The 18,181-nt window shown below is 56.4% G+C and carries 11 protein-coding genes; 9 read left to right on the top strand and 2 right to left on the bottom strand.

From position 1 onward, the window contains the following. The first annotated feature begins 2 nt into the window (after positions 1 to 2). The 6 genes from LX66_RS24255 (at position 3) to LX66_RS24230 (ending at position 13,046) form a co-directional block, all read left to right on the top strand. Positions 3 to 425, top strand: a complete 423-nt coding sequence (locus LX66_RS24255; protein WP_145718253.1) for a GPW/gp25 family protein — start codon at positions 3 to 5, stop codon at positions 423 to 425. Beyond that, positions 422 to 4,246 (top strand): baseplate J/gp47 family protein, encoded by a 3,825-nt coding sequence (locus LX66_RS24250; protein WP_145718251.1) that lies wholly within the window; start codon positions 422 to 424, stop codon positions 4,244 to 4,246. The genes LX66_RS24255 and LX66_RS24250 overlap by 4 nt, the downstream gene beginning before the upstream one ends. Positions 4,247 to 4,258: 12 nt before the next feature. Then, the gene (locus tag LX66_RS24245) at positions 4,259 to 5,044 is read left to right on the top strand and encodes a hypothetical protein (protein WP_145718249.1); all 786 of its coding nucleotides are present in this window, start codon (positions 4,259 to 4,261) and stop codon (positions 5,042 to 5,044) included. A 90-nt stretch (positions 5,045 to 5,134) separates the two neighbouring features. Next, the gene (locus LX66_RS24240; protein WP_145718247.1) at positions 5,135 to 7,783 is read left to right on the top strand and encodes a hypothetical protein; all 2,649 of its coding nucleotides are present in this window, start codon (positions 5,135 to 5,137) and stop codon (positions 7,781 to 7,783) included. Positions 7,784 to 7,788: 5 nt separating this feature from the next. Beyond that, the gene (locus LX66_RS24235) at positions 7,789 to 11,709 is read left to right on the top strand and encodes a contractile injection system tape measure protein (RefSeq protein ID WP_145718245.1); all 3,921 of its coding nucleotides are present in this window, start codon (positions 7,789 to 7,791) and stop codon (positions 11,707 to 11,709) included. Then, positions 11,694 to 13,046 carry an ATP-binding protein gene (locus tag LX66_RS24230; RefSeq protein WP_145718243.1) on the top strand — a complete coding sequence of 451 codons (1,353 nt, stop codon included), beginning with the start codon at positions 11,694 to 11,696 and terminating at the stop codon, positions 13,044 to 13,046. Before LX66_RS24235 ends, LX66_RS24230 begins: the two co-directional genes overlap by 16 nt. Before the next feature lie 7 nt (positions 13,047 to 13,053). On the opposite strand, the gene LX66_RS24225 is transcribed toward LX66_RS24230, so the two are convergent. After that, on the bottom strand, positions 13,054 to 13,638 hold the full coding sequence (locus LX66_RS24225) for an eCIS core domain-containing protein (protein ID WP_145718241.1): 585 nt from the start codon (positions 13,636 to 13,638) through the stop codon (positions 13,054 to 13,056). A 166-nt stretch (positions 13,639 to 13,804) separates the two neighbouring features. Here LX66_RS24225 and LX66_RS24220 point away from each other — a divergent pair, with 166 nt between their 5' ends. From LX66_RS24220 to LX66_RS24210, 3 genes are all read left to right on the top strand, one after another. Next, positions 13,805 to 14,080, top strand: coding sequence for a DUF5952 family protein (locus tag LX66_RS24220; RefSeq protein WP_145718239.1), 276 nt, complete (start codon positions 13,805 to 13,807; stop codon positions 14,078 to 14,080). Between the two features lie 237 nt (positions 14,081 to 14,317). Beyond that, positions 14,318 to 14,713, top strand: a complete 396-nt coding sequence (locus LX66_RS24215) for a hypothetical protein (protein ID WP_145718237.1) — start codon at positions 14,318 to 14,320, stop codon at positions 14,711 to 14,713. Between the two features lie 283 nt (positions 14,714 to 14,996). Then, positions 14,997 to 15,677: an immunoglobulin domain-containing protein gene (locus LX66_RS24210; RefSeq protein ID WP_145718235.1), complete on the top strand. Its 681-nt coding sequence runs from the start codon at positions 14,997 to 14,999 to the stop codon at positions 15,675 to 15,677. Positions 15,678 to 15,732: 55 nt separating this feature from the next. Here LX66_RS24210 and LX66_RS24205 read toward each other — a convergent pair whose 3' ends face one another. Continuing rightward, positions 15,733 to 18,171 carry a carboxylesterase family protein gene (locus tag LX66_RS24205; protein ID WP_244620497.1) on the bottom strand — a complete coding sequence of 813 codons (2,439 nt, stop codon included), beginning with the start codon at positions 18,169 to 18,171 and terminating at the stop codon, positions 15,733 to 15,735. Positions 18,172 to 18,181 lie beyond the last annotated feature (10 nt).

Below are 18,181 nucleotides of genomic sequence, written 5' to 3'. Positions count from 1 at the left end.
CTATGGCTAAGGAAATACAATCATTTTTAGGAACGGGATGGAGCTTCCCGCCTTCATTCGACAAGCTGGACGCCGGCGTGCAAATGGTGTCCGATGTGGCGGATATCGAGGAAAGCATCCGCATCATACTCAGCACCATTCCCGGTGAGCGTATTATGCAGCCGGATTTTGGCTGCGACATCAAGAAGCTGGTTTTTGAGATCGCGGACGCCTGGCTGGTCAGCGAGCTGAATCATATTATTTACCACGCGCTCCTCCAGTACGAGCCGCGTATCATTTTCATAGAAGCGGCCGTAGTGGATAAAAGCATGGAAGCCGGCGTACTGTATGTGCAGATCACGTACAGCATTATTGCTACCAATACACGGCACAATATGGTATATCCCTTCTACTACCTGGAAGGCACCAACATCAGCGGCGGATGAGTAATTTTTTTGAACATATACAGGACGGTATCAGTCAGTTAGAACGGCAACTGGAAGCGTTAATGCCTGCATATGTGAAAGTGGACGACCGGTCGCCGCATGAATTGCTGCAGTTGCTGGCGCGCCTCGCTCCCCAGTTCAATTACTATAACTTCAATAACCGCCCCGATGGCGGCTGGGAGGAGTTTTTCCATGCAGACCTGCTGGTGATGCTGCTCACGGCCGGCTCCCTGGATTTTACCGGTTACGAAGCTACGTTTACCCGCCTGCGTGAGAATTTACAGCATGCCACCAGTGATGACGCGTTGTTTGACAATACGCGCACCCTGTTCCTGCTGCTCTATGACATAGGAGTTGTGCTGATGGATACCCTGCATAAGCTGCGGGAGGCGGACAAGTCCTACCGGATCTGGCATTACGTGGAGCAGGTGATGGACAGCCTGGAGGAAGACATGACCCGCCTGCACCGCTTCGAGCACCAGGTGGTAAAGCTGTTTCCCCGGCAACTGGCCCTGCATGACCACCACATCCGCCCGCTGGACCTGTCGCACAGGCTGCGCCGGCTGTATACCCGCGCTTTTAACGATGCAGGGGATGGGCCGGAGCTGTTTGAGGGATTTTACTCGCTGAACGGCATATACGACAACCTGCGGGCGAAGTTCTACCAGGTGGCCAGCTCCGCTTCCTACTATATCAGGAACCAGTTGGGTGAAGTGCAGCACAGCCCGCACATGGGACTGCTGGCGGCTTTCCTGGAACTGTACAAGCACCTGCAGGACCAGCTCAACAAAGTGCCCAAAAGGCACCTGGACTTTTATTACCGGCAGGTGCTGGGCATACAGGGATTGCCGGCGGTACCGGACAAAGTGCATATTTTCCTGGAGCTGGTGCCGCATATCAACAGCTTCACCGTTGAAAAAGGGCAGGCGCTCCTGGCGGCCGTACATGCCCGCAAGGAGCCGCTGCAATACATCCTCCGCGATACCCTGAAAGCGCATAACGTACAGATCATGTCGCTGCAAACGGTGTTTGTGAGCAATTACCTGCAGATCACGGCCCCCTCGCTGGACCTGCAGGATATCCGGGAAGCGCAGGTATACCGTGCCGTGCACCCGGTCATTCCCCCCGCCGATTACCAGAAGGAAAGTACGGTGATCCGGCCCTGGCCCCTGCTGGGAGAAGACCAGCACGACCTGTCGCCTTCCCTGCGCACCATGGAGGATACGGATATCGGGTTTATGATCGGCTCCCCGGTGATGTACCTGGATGAAGGCCGCCGGCAGGTGCAGGTAAGGCTATATTTTGAGCCGGGCACTTTCGGGGCCTTTGCCGGGTACGTAAAGAACTTTGCACAGGTGTCCGGTCACAGCGTGGCTACCATGCTTTCGCAACTGCTGTCCGGCGCTTTTCACCTGTACTTCACCGCCCCCGACGGCTGGGAGCCGGTGCCCCGCTTCAGTGTAAGAAGCAGCCTGGAAGAGCCGCTGGATAACAGCCTGGAGATCACCTTCATGCTGGACATTACGGCAAAGGCCTGGAGCACCTACAATGAAAAAGTGCATGCCAGCGGGCTGGCGGCGGCGGTTCCCCTGCTGAAAGTGCTGCTCAACAACAACAGTTTTCACCATCCCTATTCTTTCCTGCGCTCCCTGCTGCTGGAGCGTGTAGCCGTGAACGTACAGGTGTCCGGCCACCGGCATGTCAAGCTGCAGAGCAATATCGGCATGCTCAGCCCGGACAATTCCTTCCTGCTGTTTGGCCCGCAGCCGGCGGTAGGCGCTTACCTGGACATCCGGAACAGCAATATCTTCAACCGCTTTACCCGCGCTTTCAGCATAAAAATGGAATGGCTCAACCTGCCCAGGCATGAGAACGGGTTTGATGCCTGGTACGCCGGCTATAACACGGACCTGCGCAATACCGATTTCAAAATAGGGATCAGCAGCCTGTATAACGGCCTGTTCTTCCCGGAACGGGAAAAACAGCAAACCCTGCACCTGTTCCAGACCGTACGCGACCGGGAAGGCAATCTCTACCTCGATGATGTGACCCTCCTGGACAATATAGACCTTTCCAGGCTTTCCTTTACCAACGGGATGCTGCTGGACAAGGAATGGGCACCGGATGTACCGGTATACCGCGAAGGAGCCGTCCGTATGGAGCTGGCCGGCCCTTCGGAAGCCTTCGGGCACCGCCTTTTTGCACAGATCTTCCCGGAAGTGATCATGCATAATTCACAGCATAGCCTGTTGCCCCGGAAAAAAAGGCCGGTGCCTAACCTGCCTTACCTGCCCATGCTCAACGCTCTTTCCCTGAGCTATACACTGGAGCATATGGAAGCCCTGAAATCCGTACAGTCGGCGCAGCAGGCAGATGGCCTGGAAGTATACCATGCCCTGCCTTCCGGCTACCGCAGGATCTACCCGGACCCCGGCAAGGGCAACACTTTTTCCCTGTTGCCGGTCACCTCCGATATGGCGAACCTCTGTATCGGCTTCAACCGGCTGTATCCGAACGAAGAACTGTCGCTGCTGTTCCAGCTCGAGGAAAAGCACTACAGCGATACGGTAGGAAATATCACGCCCGTAACATGGAGTTACCTGTACAATAATAGCTGGATACCTTTTGAAAGAACGCAGGTGCTGTCCGACGATACCAGCAACCTGCTGAAAAGCGGTATTGTCAGGTTGCGCATACCTGACGGCATCTGTAACGGCAATACCATCCTGGACCCTGCGCTATACTGGCTGCGGGTATCCACCAGCGTGGTGACCGGCGCCAATCCCAGGGTGATCGGCATCTTTCCCAATGCCGTGCTGGCGGAACGGCAGCTACAGGCCGAAGGACAGTCGCTGAAAGAAGTGCCGTCCATAGCGTCATTCGCAATAAAGAAATTTAAAACGGATATCAAGCCGGTACAGCAGGTATGGCAGCCTTTCCCTTCTTTTGGCGGGCAGCAGCAGGAGCCGGAAGCGCAGTATTATACCCGCGTAAGCGAGCGCCTGCGGCACAAGCAGCGCCCGGCGCTGGCATCGGATATTGCGCAGGTGCTGCTGCAGGAATTTCCCGGCCTGCTGATCGTAAAATGCCTGGGCACGGATGAAGGCGCAGCGTTATTGCCCGGCATGGCGGACCTGCGCATTATCGTGGTGCCTGCGGTGCCGGACATGCAGCCCGGCAGGCAGGAGGTGCCGGAGCCGCGGGTAGACCTGGCTACGCTTTACCGCATCCAGTCATTTGTGCAGCAGGCGTTGTCGCCTTTTATAAAGGCGGAGGTGCGCAACCCCGTATATGAAAAAGTGAAAGTGGTGTGCAAGGTAAAGTTCAACGGCAGCGATAACCGGAATGACAACCTGCATCTCCGGCAATTGCACGAGGATATTAAAAGATTCCTCTGCCCCTGGATGTTCGAGGGCATTGCCAGCCTGAAGATCGGCAGCGTCCTGTACCGCTCCGAGATACTGAACTTCATTAACCGCCTGTCTTATGTCAGCTATGTGACCGGTTTTTCGTTGGTGCACTTCTACCATGAAAAGCACCTGCGTACCGGGCAGGTAACCGCCTGTGTGTCGGATACGGCGCTGGACGATGCGCCTGCCATCTATGCTTCCGTACCGGAAGGCGTGCTGGTGCCCACGCAGGAGCACCTGATCACCGTGCTGGATCACCGGGCCTATGAAGACCCGCAGGCGCTGGGCATTGACGGGCTGCAGGTAGGCGATGAGCTGCTGGTAGGCAAGGACCTGGAAACGGGTACGGCCAGGCATATGGCGGACCCGTTCGACGAAGAAATGCTGACAATAAGTATTCATCCAAAATAAATCCGGTTCACCATGGAATCCAAACAAAATAAAAAAGTGTACGGGCGGGAGGAGCTGAAGCAGTACTTCAGGAACGGCAGAATGCCCACGGAGAATCATTTCGGATATCTCATAGACTCTACTATCAATAAACAGGAAGACGGCTTTTCCAAAGATGAGGAGAACGGCCTGCAGATTGCCCCCCTGGGCGCTTCGAAAAGACTGGTGTCCTTTTACCGTGCGATAGACGAGCTGGCGCCCTTCTTCTTTATGGAAAAGGACGACCTGGAATACCCGTCCCTGCGCCTGCAGCCCAACAACCTGGGAGCCAGCACGCAGGAAGAGGAGCAGAGCAGCTTCTTTTTTCATACAGACGGTAAGCTGGGTGTCGGCAAAAAATCCGATCCCAATTTCAGGATGGATGTCAAAGGCTTTGTTGGGATGGAGGGCCGTGTAGGTACCTACAAGGTGGGCAAGGTGCCGGCCAACGGGCAGTGGCAGCCGATACTGGAAGAGCTGGACAACTGCCAGGCCTTTGAGGTAGTGGCCAGGACCGGGTTGAAGCACGCAGGCCGCCATGCCATGCTGCACGCCTACGCGGTCAGCACCTTTGGCAGCTCCCGCAACAAGATCCGGCAAACCTGCGCCTACTATGGCTTTTGCTGGAACAAGATCAAGCTGCGCTGGAAGGGGAGCACGCACAATTACCAGTTGCAGATGCGCACCAACAGTAATTACGGGCCGGGTGTGGAGATATACTACCGCATTACCCGCCTGTGGGCGGATGAAATGTTCATGCCCGATGAATATTACTATTGAAAAATGTAAAAGTACCCCTAATGGTACATAGCCATCAACTTTTACATTTAGCATTTTACATTTGAAATTTTACATTCTAAAAACACTACTATGGCAAACACTCCAGTGGTCATAGAACGGGACAAGCCCCGGGAGCCGGCGTTTGACTATGAGCAGTTACGCCGGGAAGCGATTGCGCATGTACAGCAATTGTCCGGTAAGATATGGACGGACTATAACCTGCATGATCCGGGCGTTACCATCCTGGAGCAATTATGTTATGCCATTACCGACCTGGCTTACAGGACAGGTTTCCCCATTGAGGAAATACTGGCGGACAGGAACGGGGACATTGATCCCCTGTTGCATGCCTTCTTCTCCAGGGCGGACATGCTCAGTTCCGCACCGGTTACCGCAGCGGACTTTTGCAAGCTGGTGCTGGATGAAGTGGATGAAGTGGAGAACATCTGGGTGGAGCCGGTAAAGGCTTTACAGCCGGGCGGCGCCGCCAAGGGCGTGTACCGCGTGTTCCTGCAGGTGGAGGATGCCCTGGCCGCAAATATAGACGCCAGTGCCGCCACGGTGCAATCCGTGGTGGATGCGGTAAGGCGTTGCCTCATGAGCTACCGCAACATCGGGCAGGATGTGGAGGACATTACCGTATTGCGTCCGCAGCAACTGGCGGTAAAAGCGGAGATACTGGTAGACAGCCGCTTTGATGCGCAGGAAATAGCCGCGCACGTGTGCAATGCTTTTGAGTTTGCGCTGCATCCGCCTGTGCGTTTTTTTACCGAAGCAGAGCTGGTTGCCAAGGGATACAAGGTGGAAGATATTTATACCGGCCCGCTGCTGAAAAAGGGATTTGTGACAGACGGGGACCTCTCCGCCCGCAAAACCATGGTAGACCCCTCCGAGCTGGTGAAGGCCGTTTCCCTGGTGCCCGGCGTCATGAAAGTGAAGACACTCTATGTTGCCGGCGAGGACGGCAACTATACGGCCCGGCCCATTATGGTAAAGGAAGGCTGTTACCCGTTCCTGACCATACCCGGCGATATGAGCGACATCAAGGTGTTCAGCGACCGGTATGAATACCGGCTAAAGGACGTACAGTTCCGGAATACCTACCAGAAGATGAAGATCATCGCCAAACGGAAGTTCGTAGGCCAGCGCACCGGCCATACGCAGCCTCCCCTGAAGGCGGCCTGGCGCAATATCAGCCAATACTATTCGCTGCAGCACCATTTTCCCGGTATATACGGAATAGGGGCCCACGGGCTGGACTCCGCTGCGCCGGAGCGGCGCAAGGCACAGGCAAAACAGTTGAAAGCCTACCTGCTGTTCTTTGAGCAGTTGCTGGCCAACTACCTGGCACAATTGGGGAGTATGGGCGATTTCTTCTCCCCCCTGCTGCCCGGTACACCGCCGTATACCTATGCATCCCAGCCCCTGTACAGTGTGCCGGACATACAGCCGCTGATAAGGGCCTTTACGGAGCAGGACCCGCATAAGGCCATGAGCTGGGAGCAGTTCATGGAAGATAACAACAACGGCTATATGAAAGCTATGCGGAAAGTGCAGGAAACGGATAAGGTATACCAGGAAAGGAAGAACCGGGTGCTGGACCACCTGCTGGCGCGCTTTAACCTGCATATCATGAAATATCCCGCCGCTTTGTACGAGCAGGTGTACAATGGCCCGTCTTCCGGTGCGCGCGTAAGCGCGGAGCTGGAATGGAAGGCGGGTATCCTGCAGCATGCGGGTCGGCTTACGGCCAACCGGCTCCGGTCCTTCAATTACCGGGAGGATATCTTCAACCCTGGCACGCTATCCGGTTACGAGGAGTGGCTGTACCGGCTGCTGTACATACCGGTGGAGCAAAGAACGCGCCTCACTGCCGCCTTTGATGCGGAGCACCTGCAGGTGGCGGTGGGCAAACGGCAGCCGGAGCATATGCATTTCTGGCTGGTGAAGGAATACGAGGTAAAGGGCGAGGTGTTGAAAGTAGCCATGGAAGAGCCGCCGGAAATGGCAGCGGAACAGCCTGTGCGATATGATTTTGGCAGTCAGCCACTTTCCTTCCTGAGAACAGGGCTGAGCATGGATAATTACCGCATTGCCTTTGACGAAGAGCGCAGGGAATACCTGGTCGTGTGCCGGCAGCCGCATCATGAAGTATGGCGGATAGTGATAAGGGCCGACAAGCGGGCAAAAGCGGAACAGGCCCTGCAGGACATGCTGGAGCACCTGAAACAGATCAGCAAAAATTCCGAGGGCTTCTACCTGGTGGAGCATGTGCTGCTGAAACCCCGGTATACGGAGCGCGCCTTTGGCTATCACCTGTATGACCGCGATGGAAAGCTGCTGCGCTCCCATCCCTATTGGTGCACCTTTGAGGAAAGGGAACAGCAATTGCAGCAGTTACAGGAGGAGGCCGCCCGGCAACAGGGATACTTTGAATACTTTATAAAACAGGACACTTACGGCAACATGCTGCCGGAAGACTTTTTCCGCTTTGGCCTTACCGTAGTGCTGCCAGCCTGGCCGGCGCGCTTCCAGTTGCACGAGTTCAGGGATTTTGCGGAAGGGCTGTTCCGGGAGCAGACGCCGGCGCAGTTCCGCATACAGTTCAAATGGCTGGGCGTGGGCGCCATGCGCGCCTTCGAGGAAGATTATTTCAAATGGCTGCAGGCTATGAAGGACCAGCAGGAGCTGCCGGCCGCCAATGCAGCGTTGATCAAACATATAAAAGCCGGCAATTAAGGGGTATGAACACGATCCGCCGCTACACTTTCGACGTACAGTTTAGCTCCCGGCAGCGGGCTGCGGCCCTGCAGGACCGGATCAGCAGCCTGTTCCGGCAGCGGATAGCTGCCGATACCGGGCATCTGCTGCAGCAACTGGTGCCCGGTGATGTAGTGGCGGTGCTGGATACCCTGGAGCTGGACCTGGGCACGATCCTGTATAAAGATTTGGATACGGCGCTGCCGGACCTGGTTATGGAAGCCCTGGCCAAAGCGCTGGAAGGCATCCTGCGCAATGGCCACCCCGGGCAGCAGCATGTGCTGACCGGCCGCGTACAGGTAAAGACCGGCCATGACCGCTGGCTGGAGCTGCTGGGCTATTACCTGCTGACCGGCGTGCTACCCTGGTGGGCTACGGAAGCAGAGCGGCAGCGGCCGGACAGCGCCCTGCAGTTCCTGGCAGCGCATGCACCGGCGCGCCTGGCGGCCTTTTTGCGCCAGGTAGCGCAGCAGGCATATGTACGCCGGCGGATAGCCTTCCAGTTCTCCATCGCCGCCATCCGGGAGGCAGTTACCGTGTTGGAGCCAGCCGAAGCGGCTTTCATTTTTGAATACACCCGGGAAGTATTGCAGGTGCAGGTAGCGCAACAGGTGATGCAAACCACGGCCGGCGCCCTGGAACGGGCGGTATGGCTTTTTGTGCTCACTTACCTGGTAACGCAAACCGGTTCCAATTTCAGCCGCAAGCAGTTTGTGCGCAGCCAGCTTATGCAGATGGCGCATTATTTCAACACCTCTTACGAGGCCCTCTTACAACTGTTTTACGATGCCCTGGCTTTCTATGCGCAGGATATTCCCGAAGCTACCGTAGGCGGCTTTATTAAAGCATTGTACGTGGAGAGCGCTGCCACGCGCGGCGGCGCCGGGTTGCGCCGTCACCGTAACGCTTATACGGCAGCGGATGCGGCCGCAGGGGAGGAAGCAGGTACGCCCGCCGGGCAGGTAGCCCTGCTGCGCTATTACCTGTTGTATGGATCATTGCCGGGATGGGCCGCCGCATGGTCCCTCACCGGGTTATATGAACGGTTGATGGCCGCTGCGCAGCAGGCCCCCGCGGCGCTGAAGGAGATGCTGGCGGTCGTGCTGCAGCAGGAACCGGCCCGGAGAAGGTGGCAGGCCGTTTTTAACACGGCGCAGCAGGAGGCGGTTTTTCGCACGCTGGCCGGCAGCACGCCGGCAGGGGCGGGGGAAACGGATCTATTCCTGACCCGCCTGGCTGCCTTTAAAAAGGACGGCCCGCAGGATGTGGGGCATGTACTGTTACGGGATGTGATCCTGTACCGGCTGTTTTATGGCAGTGTGCCCTGGTGGGGGCGTACTTATGCGCATTTTTCCCTTAACAGCCTGCTGCAGCAACTGCTGGAGCAGGATATGCCGCAGGCGGTACTGCTGTTCAAATACGCCGGCACGGTGCCCTATGCAATGGAGCGCTTCCTGTACGGTGTGGAGCCGCCCGTTTTTTTCCAGGCGGCCCGCGCTGCCGGCCTGCCGGACCTGGCATATGAAGCCTATGAAAGCATGGATGCCCTGCTGCAGACTATGCTGGCGCGCATGGCAGGCGGCTTGCCGGCAAGGCTGTTGCAAAAGCTGCTGCTGCAGGCATACTGGCAGGTGTGGGCCCAAACAGGCTACGGCCATTTTGATACGGAAGATTTTACAGTCTTAACAGTAAGATGGTGGGCGGAGGCCGCCGGCATGGCACCTGCCGGCCTCTTGTTTGCGATTAAAAATATATTGCCGGGTATAACGGAGGCGGATATACAGCAACAGGTGGCTGCCCGTTTGCAGCAGCTCCTGGCGGACTGGCAGGCGGAGGGAGCGGAGCTGTATTATGCCATACCGCCCGATGGGAAGGCGGCTACCCCGCAGGCGGCGCATGCCTTGCTCCGCTGGGTACGCAGGAACATAGCGCCCGGTACCGCAGCGGAAAAGGAAAATGCCGGCCGTATCATGGATACCTGGCTGCGGCATTTCCTGGAAACCGGCAGCCTGCCGCAGGAGGCGGGGACCTTCTCAGAACGGGAAGCGGCCTGGCTGGCCGGCAGGATACTGGAATGGCTATACGTTAATTACCGGGAAAGGCTGGCGGTGGTGCCATCGTGGATACAGCCCCTGCCCGGCATCCTGAACCGGTTGTTCTTCCTGTGGCAGGCCACCGGTACCGCGCCTGTGCCGCTGCGGGAATTGCTGCAGGCCTGGATAGAACAGGCGCTGGCCCTGCCGGCCGCCGGTACCATGGTAGTGAAGGACGGCTTATGGCAGGAAATAACGGAGCAGCGTACTCCGTCTGCAACGCCCCTGCGCGATACGCTGCCGGCAGCGGCTTCCCGCCTGCTGCACCGCTTCCGGCAGTATGACGCCCTTACCGGCGCCGCCGAAAAGCAACAGTGGCTGGAGCAGGCTGGCAGCCTGCTGGCGCATTTCCTGGCCTGGCAGCAGTTGCCGGCCGAACTGGGCATGCTCAGCCCGGCGGCAGTACAGGAACTGCTGAAACAGGCAGCCGTGCTTTTATTCCGGGAAAGCCCGGCAACGTTGCTGGCGCTCTTTGGCAGCGGCAGCAGCCTGCTGTCCGCCCGCCTGGAAGTGTACAACCTGTTTGCCACACCGGCCGGTATACCGGAAACCAGTATCCGGCAGGCGCTGCAGGCTTATGCAGTGCAGGACAGCCTGTTGCTGTTGCAGGAAACCGGCAGCCATTCCTTCAATGGGCCTGTGGCTGGTTTCCGGGAGGCGGTACGCTTTTACAAACAACAAAGCAGGCATGAGCGCCAGGCCTTCTACAAGCGGATATTCCGGCATGCCATATTAGTGCAATACGCCGCGCAGGAGCTGGATGACGCCGCTTTCCTGGACATGATGCAGGACATCAGTATTGGCTGGGGCCACCCCGCGCCGGCCGCCCTGCACGAGTTGCAGCAGTTGTTTGGCCTGGTGATCACAGACAGCCTGGAAAGGGAAAAGATCGCGCTGCTGTTCCGGCAGTTCCATATTATGCTGCTGGCGGGTCAACTGGCCCTTTATAATGCAGCGGAATATGCCGCCCGCTTCCTGGAATTCCTGGCCGGCGCGGGGGTGGCGGGCGCAGAGCGCTTCATCGGCCGGCTGGCCGCTATCAATGGCAAGGTGAACCTGTCATCGTATACCCATTTACGTAACATCCTGCCCGCGTTGCAGCAGCAAGCCGCCCGATATGTGCAAACGCACCTGCATATGGAGAGCATCCGCAGTAGCCTGTACGAGCAGGAGAGGGAGCTATTGCACCCCGCCACCGACACTGCAAAGCCGGCCACAATGGCCGCGCCGCCACCGGCAGGAAAGGAGCTGGCGCCCCTGCAGCCTGCCGAAAAGGAACGGCAGCCGCTTAAAAAACCGGAGCTGGAAACCGTGTATGTGGACAACGCGGGCCTGGTGCTGCTGCATCCTTTTTTAACCACGGCTTTTCAGCGCCTGGGATGGATACAGGCCGGCCGTTTCATCAGCATAGAAGCGCAGCACAGGGCCGTGCACCTGCTGCAGTATACGGTGAACGGGGAGGAAGTGCATCCCGAGCATGGGCTGGCCCTCAACAAGATACTGTGCAACCTCCCGCTGGAAGAGCCGGTGCCGGCGGAAATAGCGCTTACAGAAGACGAAAAACGCCTCTCCCATGAAATGCTGCAGGTAGTGCTACAGCAATGGGAGAAAATGCAGCACACCTCACCGGAAGGGTTCCGGGGCGCATTCCTGCAACGGGAGGGCGCCTTGTGGCAAACGGATGAAGCCTGGTTCCTGCGCGTGGAGCAGCGCGGATACGATGTAATAATGCAAACCCTGCCCTGGAGCGTGGCCATGATCAAAACTTCCTGGATGGAAAAAATATTATATACGGAATGGATATACGCATGATCAATGAGAATGCCGCGGTGCTAAACCGGGAGCTGGCCTGGTTCCAGCAACTGGCGGACCTGCGCATGAAAAGATATTTTGCCGGCGAAGGCGATACCAGCCTGCCGGAAGAGCTGCCCCCGCCGGACCTGGCAGGGCAAACAGCCGTATACGCGCAGATCGTGCTGCATTATAACATGAACGTAACGGAGCGCCTGGTGCTGTTACTGGCGCTGATACCCCATATCCGCCCGCAACTGCTGGATGTGTTCTTTATCAAGAACGCCACCTACGACCGTGGCTTTACCGAATTTGGCGGCATCAAGGGCATGCACCACGGCGGGTTTCTGCCCACCGGTGAAACCGCCGCTTTCCTGCTGGCAGCCAACAGCCTGCAGCAGCGCTTCCAGTTGATAGAGCTGTTTGGACCGGACCATTTCTTTAACAAGCATGCCATCCTGAAGCTGATACCCGCCAATGCGGAAGAACCGCTGTTGAGTGGCACCCTCAGCCTGTACCCGGAATACCTCAGCTATTTTACGCTGGGCACAGCCCACAAGCCCGATTACAGCATTAATTTCCCCGCCCGGCGCATTTATACCGGGCTGGAATGGCCCGACCTGGTGCTGGAAGACCATACCATGGAGGAAGTGGAAGAGATCCGCGCCTGGATTGAGCACGGCGATACCCTGATGAATGAATGGGGCATGGGCCGCAAGATCAAGCCCGGCTACCGCAGCCTGTTCTATGGCCCGCCGGGCACCGGTAAATCGCTCACGGCCTGCCTGCTGGGCAAGACCTTTAACATGGACGTGTACCGTATCGATCTTTCCATGATCGTTTCCAAGTACATCGGTGAAACCGAGAAGAACCTGGCCCAGGTATTTGACAGGGCGGCCCATCAGCACTGGATACTGTTCTTTGACGAAGCAGATGCGCTCTTTGGCAAACGTACTCAAACCACCTCCTCCAACGACCGTTATGCTAACCAGGAAGTGGCTTACCTGCTGCAGCGCATTGAGGATTTTCCCGGTGTGGTGATATTAGCCACCAACCTGAAAGCCAACATCGATGAAGCCTTCAGCCGCAGGTTCCAGTCCATGATCTATTTTTCCATGCCCGGGCCGGAACAGCGCCTGCGCCTGTGGCAGCAGGCTTTTCCGCCGCACCTGCAACTGGAGGAAAAGCTTAATCTTGAAGATATTGCCAGGAAGTACGAAATGGCCGGCGGCGCCATTATCAATATCAGCCGTTATAGCTGCCTGATGGCGCTGAAGCGGGGTAGTAATACCCTGTTATATAGCGATGTAGTTGCCGGTATCAGGAAGGAGTTTGGCAAGGAGGGGAAAACGGTGTAGGGAAGCGCTACTGCATGGCTTTCGCCCCCATAACATCCGCTTCTCTTTCCAGCCCCGGATCATCATTTACCGGTACACTTTCTTTAAGCTGCATGGTAGGTTGCACGCGTCCCTGCCGTTGCTGCACCACATGCCAGGCTTCATGCGGCAGGTGCTGTTCCTGCCCCGGCCCCACGTGTATATCACTTCCCTGCGCATAGGCCAGCGCGCTGAGCTGGGCCGGTTTGTCGGAGTTATAATGCACTTTCACGTCAGACATATCCATGCCTGAAAGGTTTTCCACACCTGCTTTCAGGTTGTCCGGCATGCCGGTATTGTTGGCTTTGGGTTGTATGGTGAATTTTCCCTGTACGGGCTTTTCCTCTTCCGGCAGGCCTGCCCGCTGTAATACGAATTTGCCCTGGGCCGGTTTCTTTTCTTCCTCTTCGGGGGTTTGCAGTTGTGTAGTGAATTTGCCCTGCAGCAGTTCCTCGTCTTTGGCGCCTTTCATTTGCAGGGGGCCTGCGGGCAGGGAGATGGCAGATGTTCCTTCACCGGCTACAGCGCGTGAAGAAGAAGATAGCTGCTCTTTTGAGGGCGTTTGTGTGAACATGGTAGCAGGGTTTATAAGTAAATGTAAGAAAATATTCCAACACATTGCCCGTAACGTACTCTTTTAAGGAATGGCCGCGCCCGTTTTTTTCGTTAATTTTAGTTCCATACCAACCCGCTGTCTGTAACCCGTATATACTATCCGTTCATAAAACCATATCATCCCTATGAAGCAGTACACTGTAACCATCAATTGCGAGTTCCTGAACGAGGCAGGCATACTGGTAGGCCATACCCTGAAGACTATTGTGCACACGTTACCCAGGGTGGCAGACAAGTATATGTTCATGGCCAACCAGCATTTCAAGCCCATCGTGATCCGTATCATGAGCATTGTGGACCCGGAAACCGACTTGCAGGTGCTGATCTGCAACGGGGAGGAGGTAGACGATGTGGATGATATCACGGAAGTGATCGACCACTCCGCTTTTGTGGTGGATTGACGCCAGGCGTGGAGCAGAACAATGGCCCCGTACCACGGCGGCGGCGCCTGCCTTTCCCGGCTGAAAGGCGCGCTATTCCCTGCTTGTGCCCATGCCTGCCTTTTACGCTCTCCGGGAATGCTACCGTACACAACTTTATGGCACTGTCTTTGTTAATAGAATTTCACGGCACGGCCGTTGCTATCAACCGGCAGGCGTCCAATGTACCGGACTTTTGATCACTAAAACCTTCTCAATATGAAATCGTTGCTATTTTTACCACTTGTGTTATGCGGTATCCTTTTCTCCGGCTGTACCAAAGAATATAATGAATATGTGACGCCTAACCAGACTATTTTTGCAGATATAGCGCCCGGTGACTGGCAGCTAATAGGCAACAATGCTTATGGATATACCATCGCCATGCCGGAGATTGATAATTATGTGAACGACAATTTTGGCATTGTAGTTTCTATCTCAGGGGGCACTGGTACATATGAAGCTATCCCCGAGGTGTATGATGGCTATTCCTATTCATATACACATACATCCGGGAGTCTTACCATCGAAACGCAGACCGTAGATGGTACTCCCGGCAACCCACCGGAAGATCCCATTTTTGTGAAGATTGTATTGGTGGAGTCCCAGCCATAGGTTTTTAAACAGCGTAATTTCACTGGGATAAATAAACAAGGGTTGGCCGGTTATTCCGGCGCAACCCTTTATCTTATATAGAAAAGGGGGCCAACACCATCCCATGAATATGTAGTTGGTCAGTATTCAGAGTTCCGTAACTTTGTCTTCCGTTTTTTAAGCTGGATGATGCTCATATAGACTTTTAACCGTCTTTAGTATTTATTAATCAAAATAACTGGATACGACTGGTAAAATGACTGGTACAACAAGATCATTTTAGCAACCCCCTAAATCTGTTCTAATGCTTTGGAAAATTCCATTTAATCGCAGCAGTGCGCGCGGTACAGCCTTACTGTTATCCGCCATCGCCTGTCCCTTTTTTGCCATTGCCCAGGGCCCCCAGGCATATGCACTGGCCCGCACACACCTGGCTTCCATTGATGCAAGACTGGCTATTACCTATGAGCAGGTCAGTATTTGCAGGGGAGACAGCGCTACGCTCAACGCCACCACCAACATGCCTTTTCCTGTTACGCTCTGGTATGACGCGCCGCAGGGCGGTAATTTGCTGCATACCGGCAGCGCCTTTACGGTAAGCCCGGAGTTTACCACCGTTTATTATGCCGCCACAGAGCTGTATGGCGAAGATATACCCCGTGACTCCATTACCGTCACTGTCAGCAATTGCCAGCGCCGTCAGGCCATAGGAGCGCCTGCCGGCTTCGTGAATGTGCCGCCCAGGGCCGTAAAGCTGCACTTGTCCGCCAATACTGCTTCCGGTGAGCTGCTGCTCGAAGGACAGGAGCAATGGGCAGGCAGCAGCCTTTCCGTGAAGGACGCAAAAGGCCGCGAGCTGCAGCATGAGCTGCTGGAAGGCCGCCGCTTCCGGCTTTCCAGCCGGTGTACGGATGGACTGTATATTGTAAGTGTTACTACCCCGGAGGGTAAAGTGTTGATCGGCAAGGTCAGGCTATATCAATAATATTGAATAGCTGGCAGCTCCGCATATAGGCCGGCTGCCAGCTATTTGCTACCGCTTAGTTTTCTATCTCCCACTGGTTGCTGTAGAACCCTGCCGCTTTTACGGCATTGATATCGCCTTTCAGCAGGTCTGCGCTAAAGATCATGTAATCCGGGAACCCGCTGCCGCCGGCAAAGTACTGGTTCGCCTCTGCCGCATGCAGCCCCGTCATGCCGGTGCCGCTGATCACCGCTATGGAAGCGATTTTGCTGTCTGCCCTTGGCCATACGAAATAGGCCGCCAGGGCGCCGCCGTGATATTGCCGTTCGCCTGCCCGTAGCCTTCCCCGGCTTACCTGGATGGGGCAATCCTGCAATAAAGCCGCCCAGGCCTTGTTGCTGTTGGCATGTCCGTATAGTATAATACCCTGGTCCGGGTAAGCCGTTGCATCAAAATCCTTGTCCGCTACCAGGTCTACGGCGCCATTACCCCGGTAGTACCAGGTTTCCGCATCATAGCGGGCTTTGTTATAAGCCCATTCATTCTCGTCTTTGGTGCCGCTGGTACCATACACGAACACCATGCGGTGGTTGAACGCTTCTTTCAGCGTGCCGCCGCGCTGCGCTCCCTTTTCGCGGGCCGGGGGCGCTGCGCCGGCAGTCCATTGCCCTTTGTGGTGCAGGTAAAGGGTATCCGCTGTTTGTTTGGTATAACGGACCGGGGCCTCCCCGTCCAGTTGTATACTTACCGTCGCGCCCAGGGGAACATCCTTCAATACCAGCGCCAGCGTTTGTACGTTCCCGGTAGTACCGGTAATGCTCCGCCGGTCTGCGCTCCGGCTCAGTTGTATACGGCTGTATTCCAGCGAATGCTGTTGCTGCAGGATGTGCGCCCAGCGCAGCCCGGTGGAGATAGCCGGGTTAGCCGTTGTAAAGTCTATATTATTATAGGCGCTGTCCGGCGTAATGGTATGCCATTTAAAGTACTGGAACAGCGGGGGCCAGTCCACGCACTGGTTGCCGTACCAGTGCTCGCCGCCGGGATATTCATAATAGCTGTAGTCTGCATGGAAGCTGGCCAGCACCTGCTTCATCTGCCGCGCGTATTTCACAGATACCACTTTATCGCTGTCGCCGTGCAGCACATATACGCCGCCGGCTTTATAATTATGGGCCAGTTGCACCACGTTACTGGGATTGCTGGCGCGCAGCAGCGTTTTTTCCGTGCTGTTCCGGGGAGAGTCCGGTATCAGTCCGTCTGCGGAGCCGTAGCCCAGCAGGGTAGGATAGCCGGAGCAGGGTGCGATGGCAGCCCATTTACCCGGGTAGGTGGCGCCCAGGTACCAGGTGCCGTGCCCGCCCATGGAGTGGCCGGTCAGGTAGATCCGTTCGGGATCGGGCTGAAAGGTTTGTTGCGCCTGTTCCAGCACTTCCAGCGCATCCAGCCTGCCCCAGTCCTCCCAGTTAAAGCCGCGGGGGCGGCGGTTGGTAGGCGCTACCAGTACGCCCCAGTCTTTCTGCACATAAGCGCGGGCCTGGTTAATGGCCTGCACCTCCGCGCCGTGCACGCTCAGGAACAGGGCAGGGGCCTTGCCGGTAGCCGGTACCTGCGGTGATACGCTGTAATACTGCACGCTGCCGTCAATATTGCTCACAAAAGTGCTGCTGTAATGTTCGTCGGGTTGCACTACCTGCAGCGCCAGGGTCTGCTCGTCAATGGCCTTCCTGCCGTTCAGCAGTTGCAGGTGGCAGTCAGCCCCGCCCTTTTGCTGTATGCTGCGGGCATCCATGCGGAAGCCCACTTTACGTGTAGTCATGGGAGATATATCCGGAAGTGCGGTGGTCAGCTCCCGCCCGCCGATGTCCGCTTTCAGGTGCAGGCCTTTCAGTGCCCGGTTGGTAGTATTGATGATCACCACCGCTCCCCACAGCGAATCGTTGGCTTGCCCCGTTACAATAAAAGGCATGGTGGAATCCGCCTTGCTGATGTATACCGGCTGTTGCGGGAATAACAGTTGCGCCTGTACGCCATAGCGGCCCCAGCTCCTGCCGGTGCGCACATAGAACTGGTTCAGCCCTTTTTTCAGCTCCACCGGTATGTACATCCAGCCGTAGCGGTAAATATCGCCCGCATGCGGCACCCCGTTCACATACACCATCTGGTGCCCGGAAATATTCAGTAATGCCGTGCGTGCAGCAGGCGATTCATAGGAAAGATAGAGGTAGCCGTTGTTCATGGCGCGCCCGGAGAACACGCCTGCATGATCTGCCGTAATACCCTGCCAGTGCAGCGGTTGTTCGCTGTGAGCGCCGGGTATAAGGCCGTTTTCAGCAGGAGCGGGCAACTGGCCGCCATGCAGCAGCCAGGCCAGCGGGTCGGTAAACACGGCCTGCCGGCCGTACTGGTGGCAGGGCCCGCTGATCAGCCCCTTGTTAAAAACATAACGTTCCTGCCCATACGACAGGCCGTATCCCAGTAATAATGTCCATAGCAATAGGGTGCATTTCTTCATCATTGATCTTATC

The organism is Chitinophaga japonensis (assembly GCF_007830125.1).
In the GTDB taxonomy this organism is placed as follows: domain Bacteria; phylum Bacteroidota; class Bacteroidia; order Chitinophagales; family Chitinophagaceae; genus Chitinophaga; species Chitinophaga japonensis.
The sequence above is the reverse complement of the archived record's forward strand: the minus strand, read 5'-3'. Positions and strand labels throughout refer to the sequence as shown.

What these genes read in the sequence shown, in the direction of transcription:
- LX66_RS24205 (WP_244620497.1), bottom strand. Translation starts at nt 18,171, where the DNA reads ATGATGAAGAAATGCACCCTATTGCTATGGACATTATTACTGGGATAC.
- LX66_RS24240 (WP_145718247.1), top strand. Translation starts at nt 5,135, where the DNA reads ATGGCAAACACTCCAGTGGTCATAGAACGGGACAAGCCCCGGGAGCCG.
- LX66_RS24225 (WP_145718241.1), bottom strand. Translation starts at nt 13,638, where the DNA reads ATGTTCACACAAACGCCCTCAAAAGAGCAGCTATCTTCTTCTTCACGC.
- LX66_RS24255 (WP_145718253.1), top strand. Translation starts at nt 3, where the DNA reads ATGGCTAAGGAAATACAATCATTTTTAGGAACGGGATGGAGCTTCCCG.
- LX66_RS24245 (WP_145718249.1), top strand. Translation starts at nt 4,259, where the DNA reads ATGGAATCCAAACAAAATAAAAAAGTGTACGGGCGGGAGGAGCTGAAG.
- LX66_RS24210 (WP_145718235.1), top strand. Translation starts at nt 14,997, where the DNA reads ATGCTTTGGAAAATTCCATTTAATCGCAGCAGTGCGCGCGGTACAGCC.
- LX66_RS24235 (WP_145718245.1), top strand. Translation starts at nt 7,789, where the DNA reads ATGAACACGATCCGCCGCTACACTTTCGACGTACAGTTTAGCTCCCGG.
- LX66_RS24220 (WP_145718239.1), top strand. Translation starts at nt 13,805, where the DNA reads ATGAAGCAGTACACTGTAACCATCAATTGCGAGTTCCTGAACGAGGCA.
- LX66_RS24230 (WP_145718243.1), top strand. Translation starts at nt 11,694, where the DNA reads ATGGATATACGCATGATCAATGAGAATGCCGCGGTGCTAAACCGGGAG.
- LX66_RS24250 (WP_145718251.1), top strand. Translation starts at nt 422, where the DNA reads ATGAGTAATTTTTTTGAACATATACAGGACGGTATCAGTCAGTTAGAA.
- LX66_RS24215 (WP_145718237.1), top strand. Translation starts at nt 14,318, where the DNA reads ATGAAATCGTTGCTATTTTTACCACTTGTGTTATGCGGTATCCTTTTC.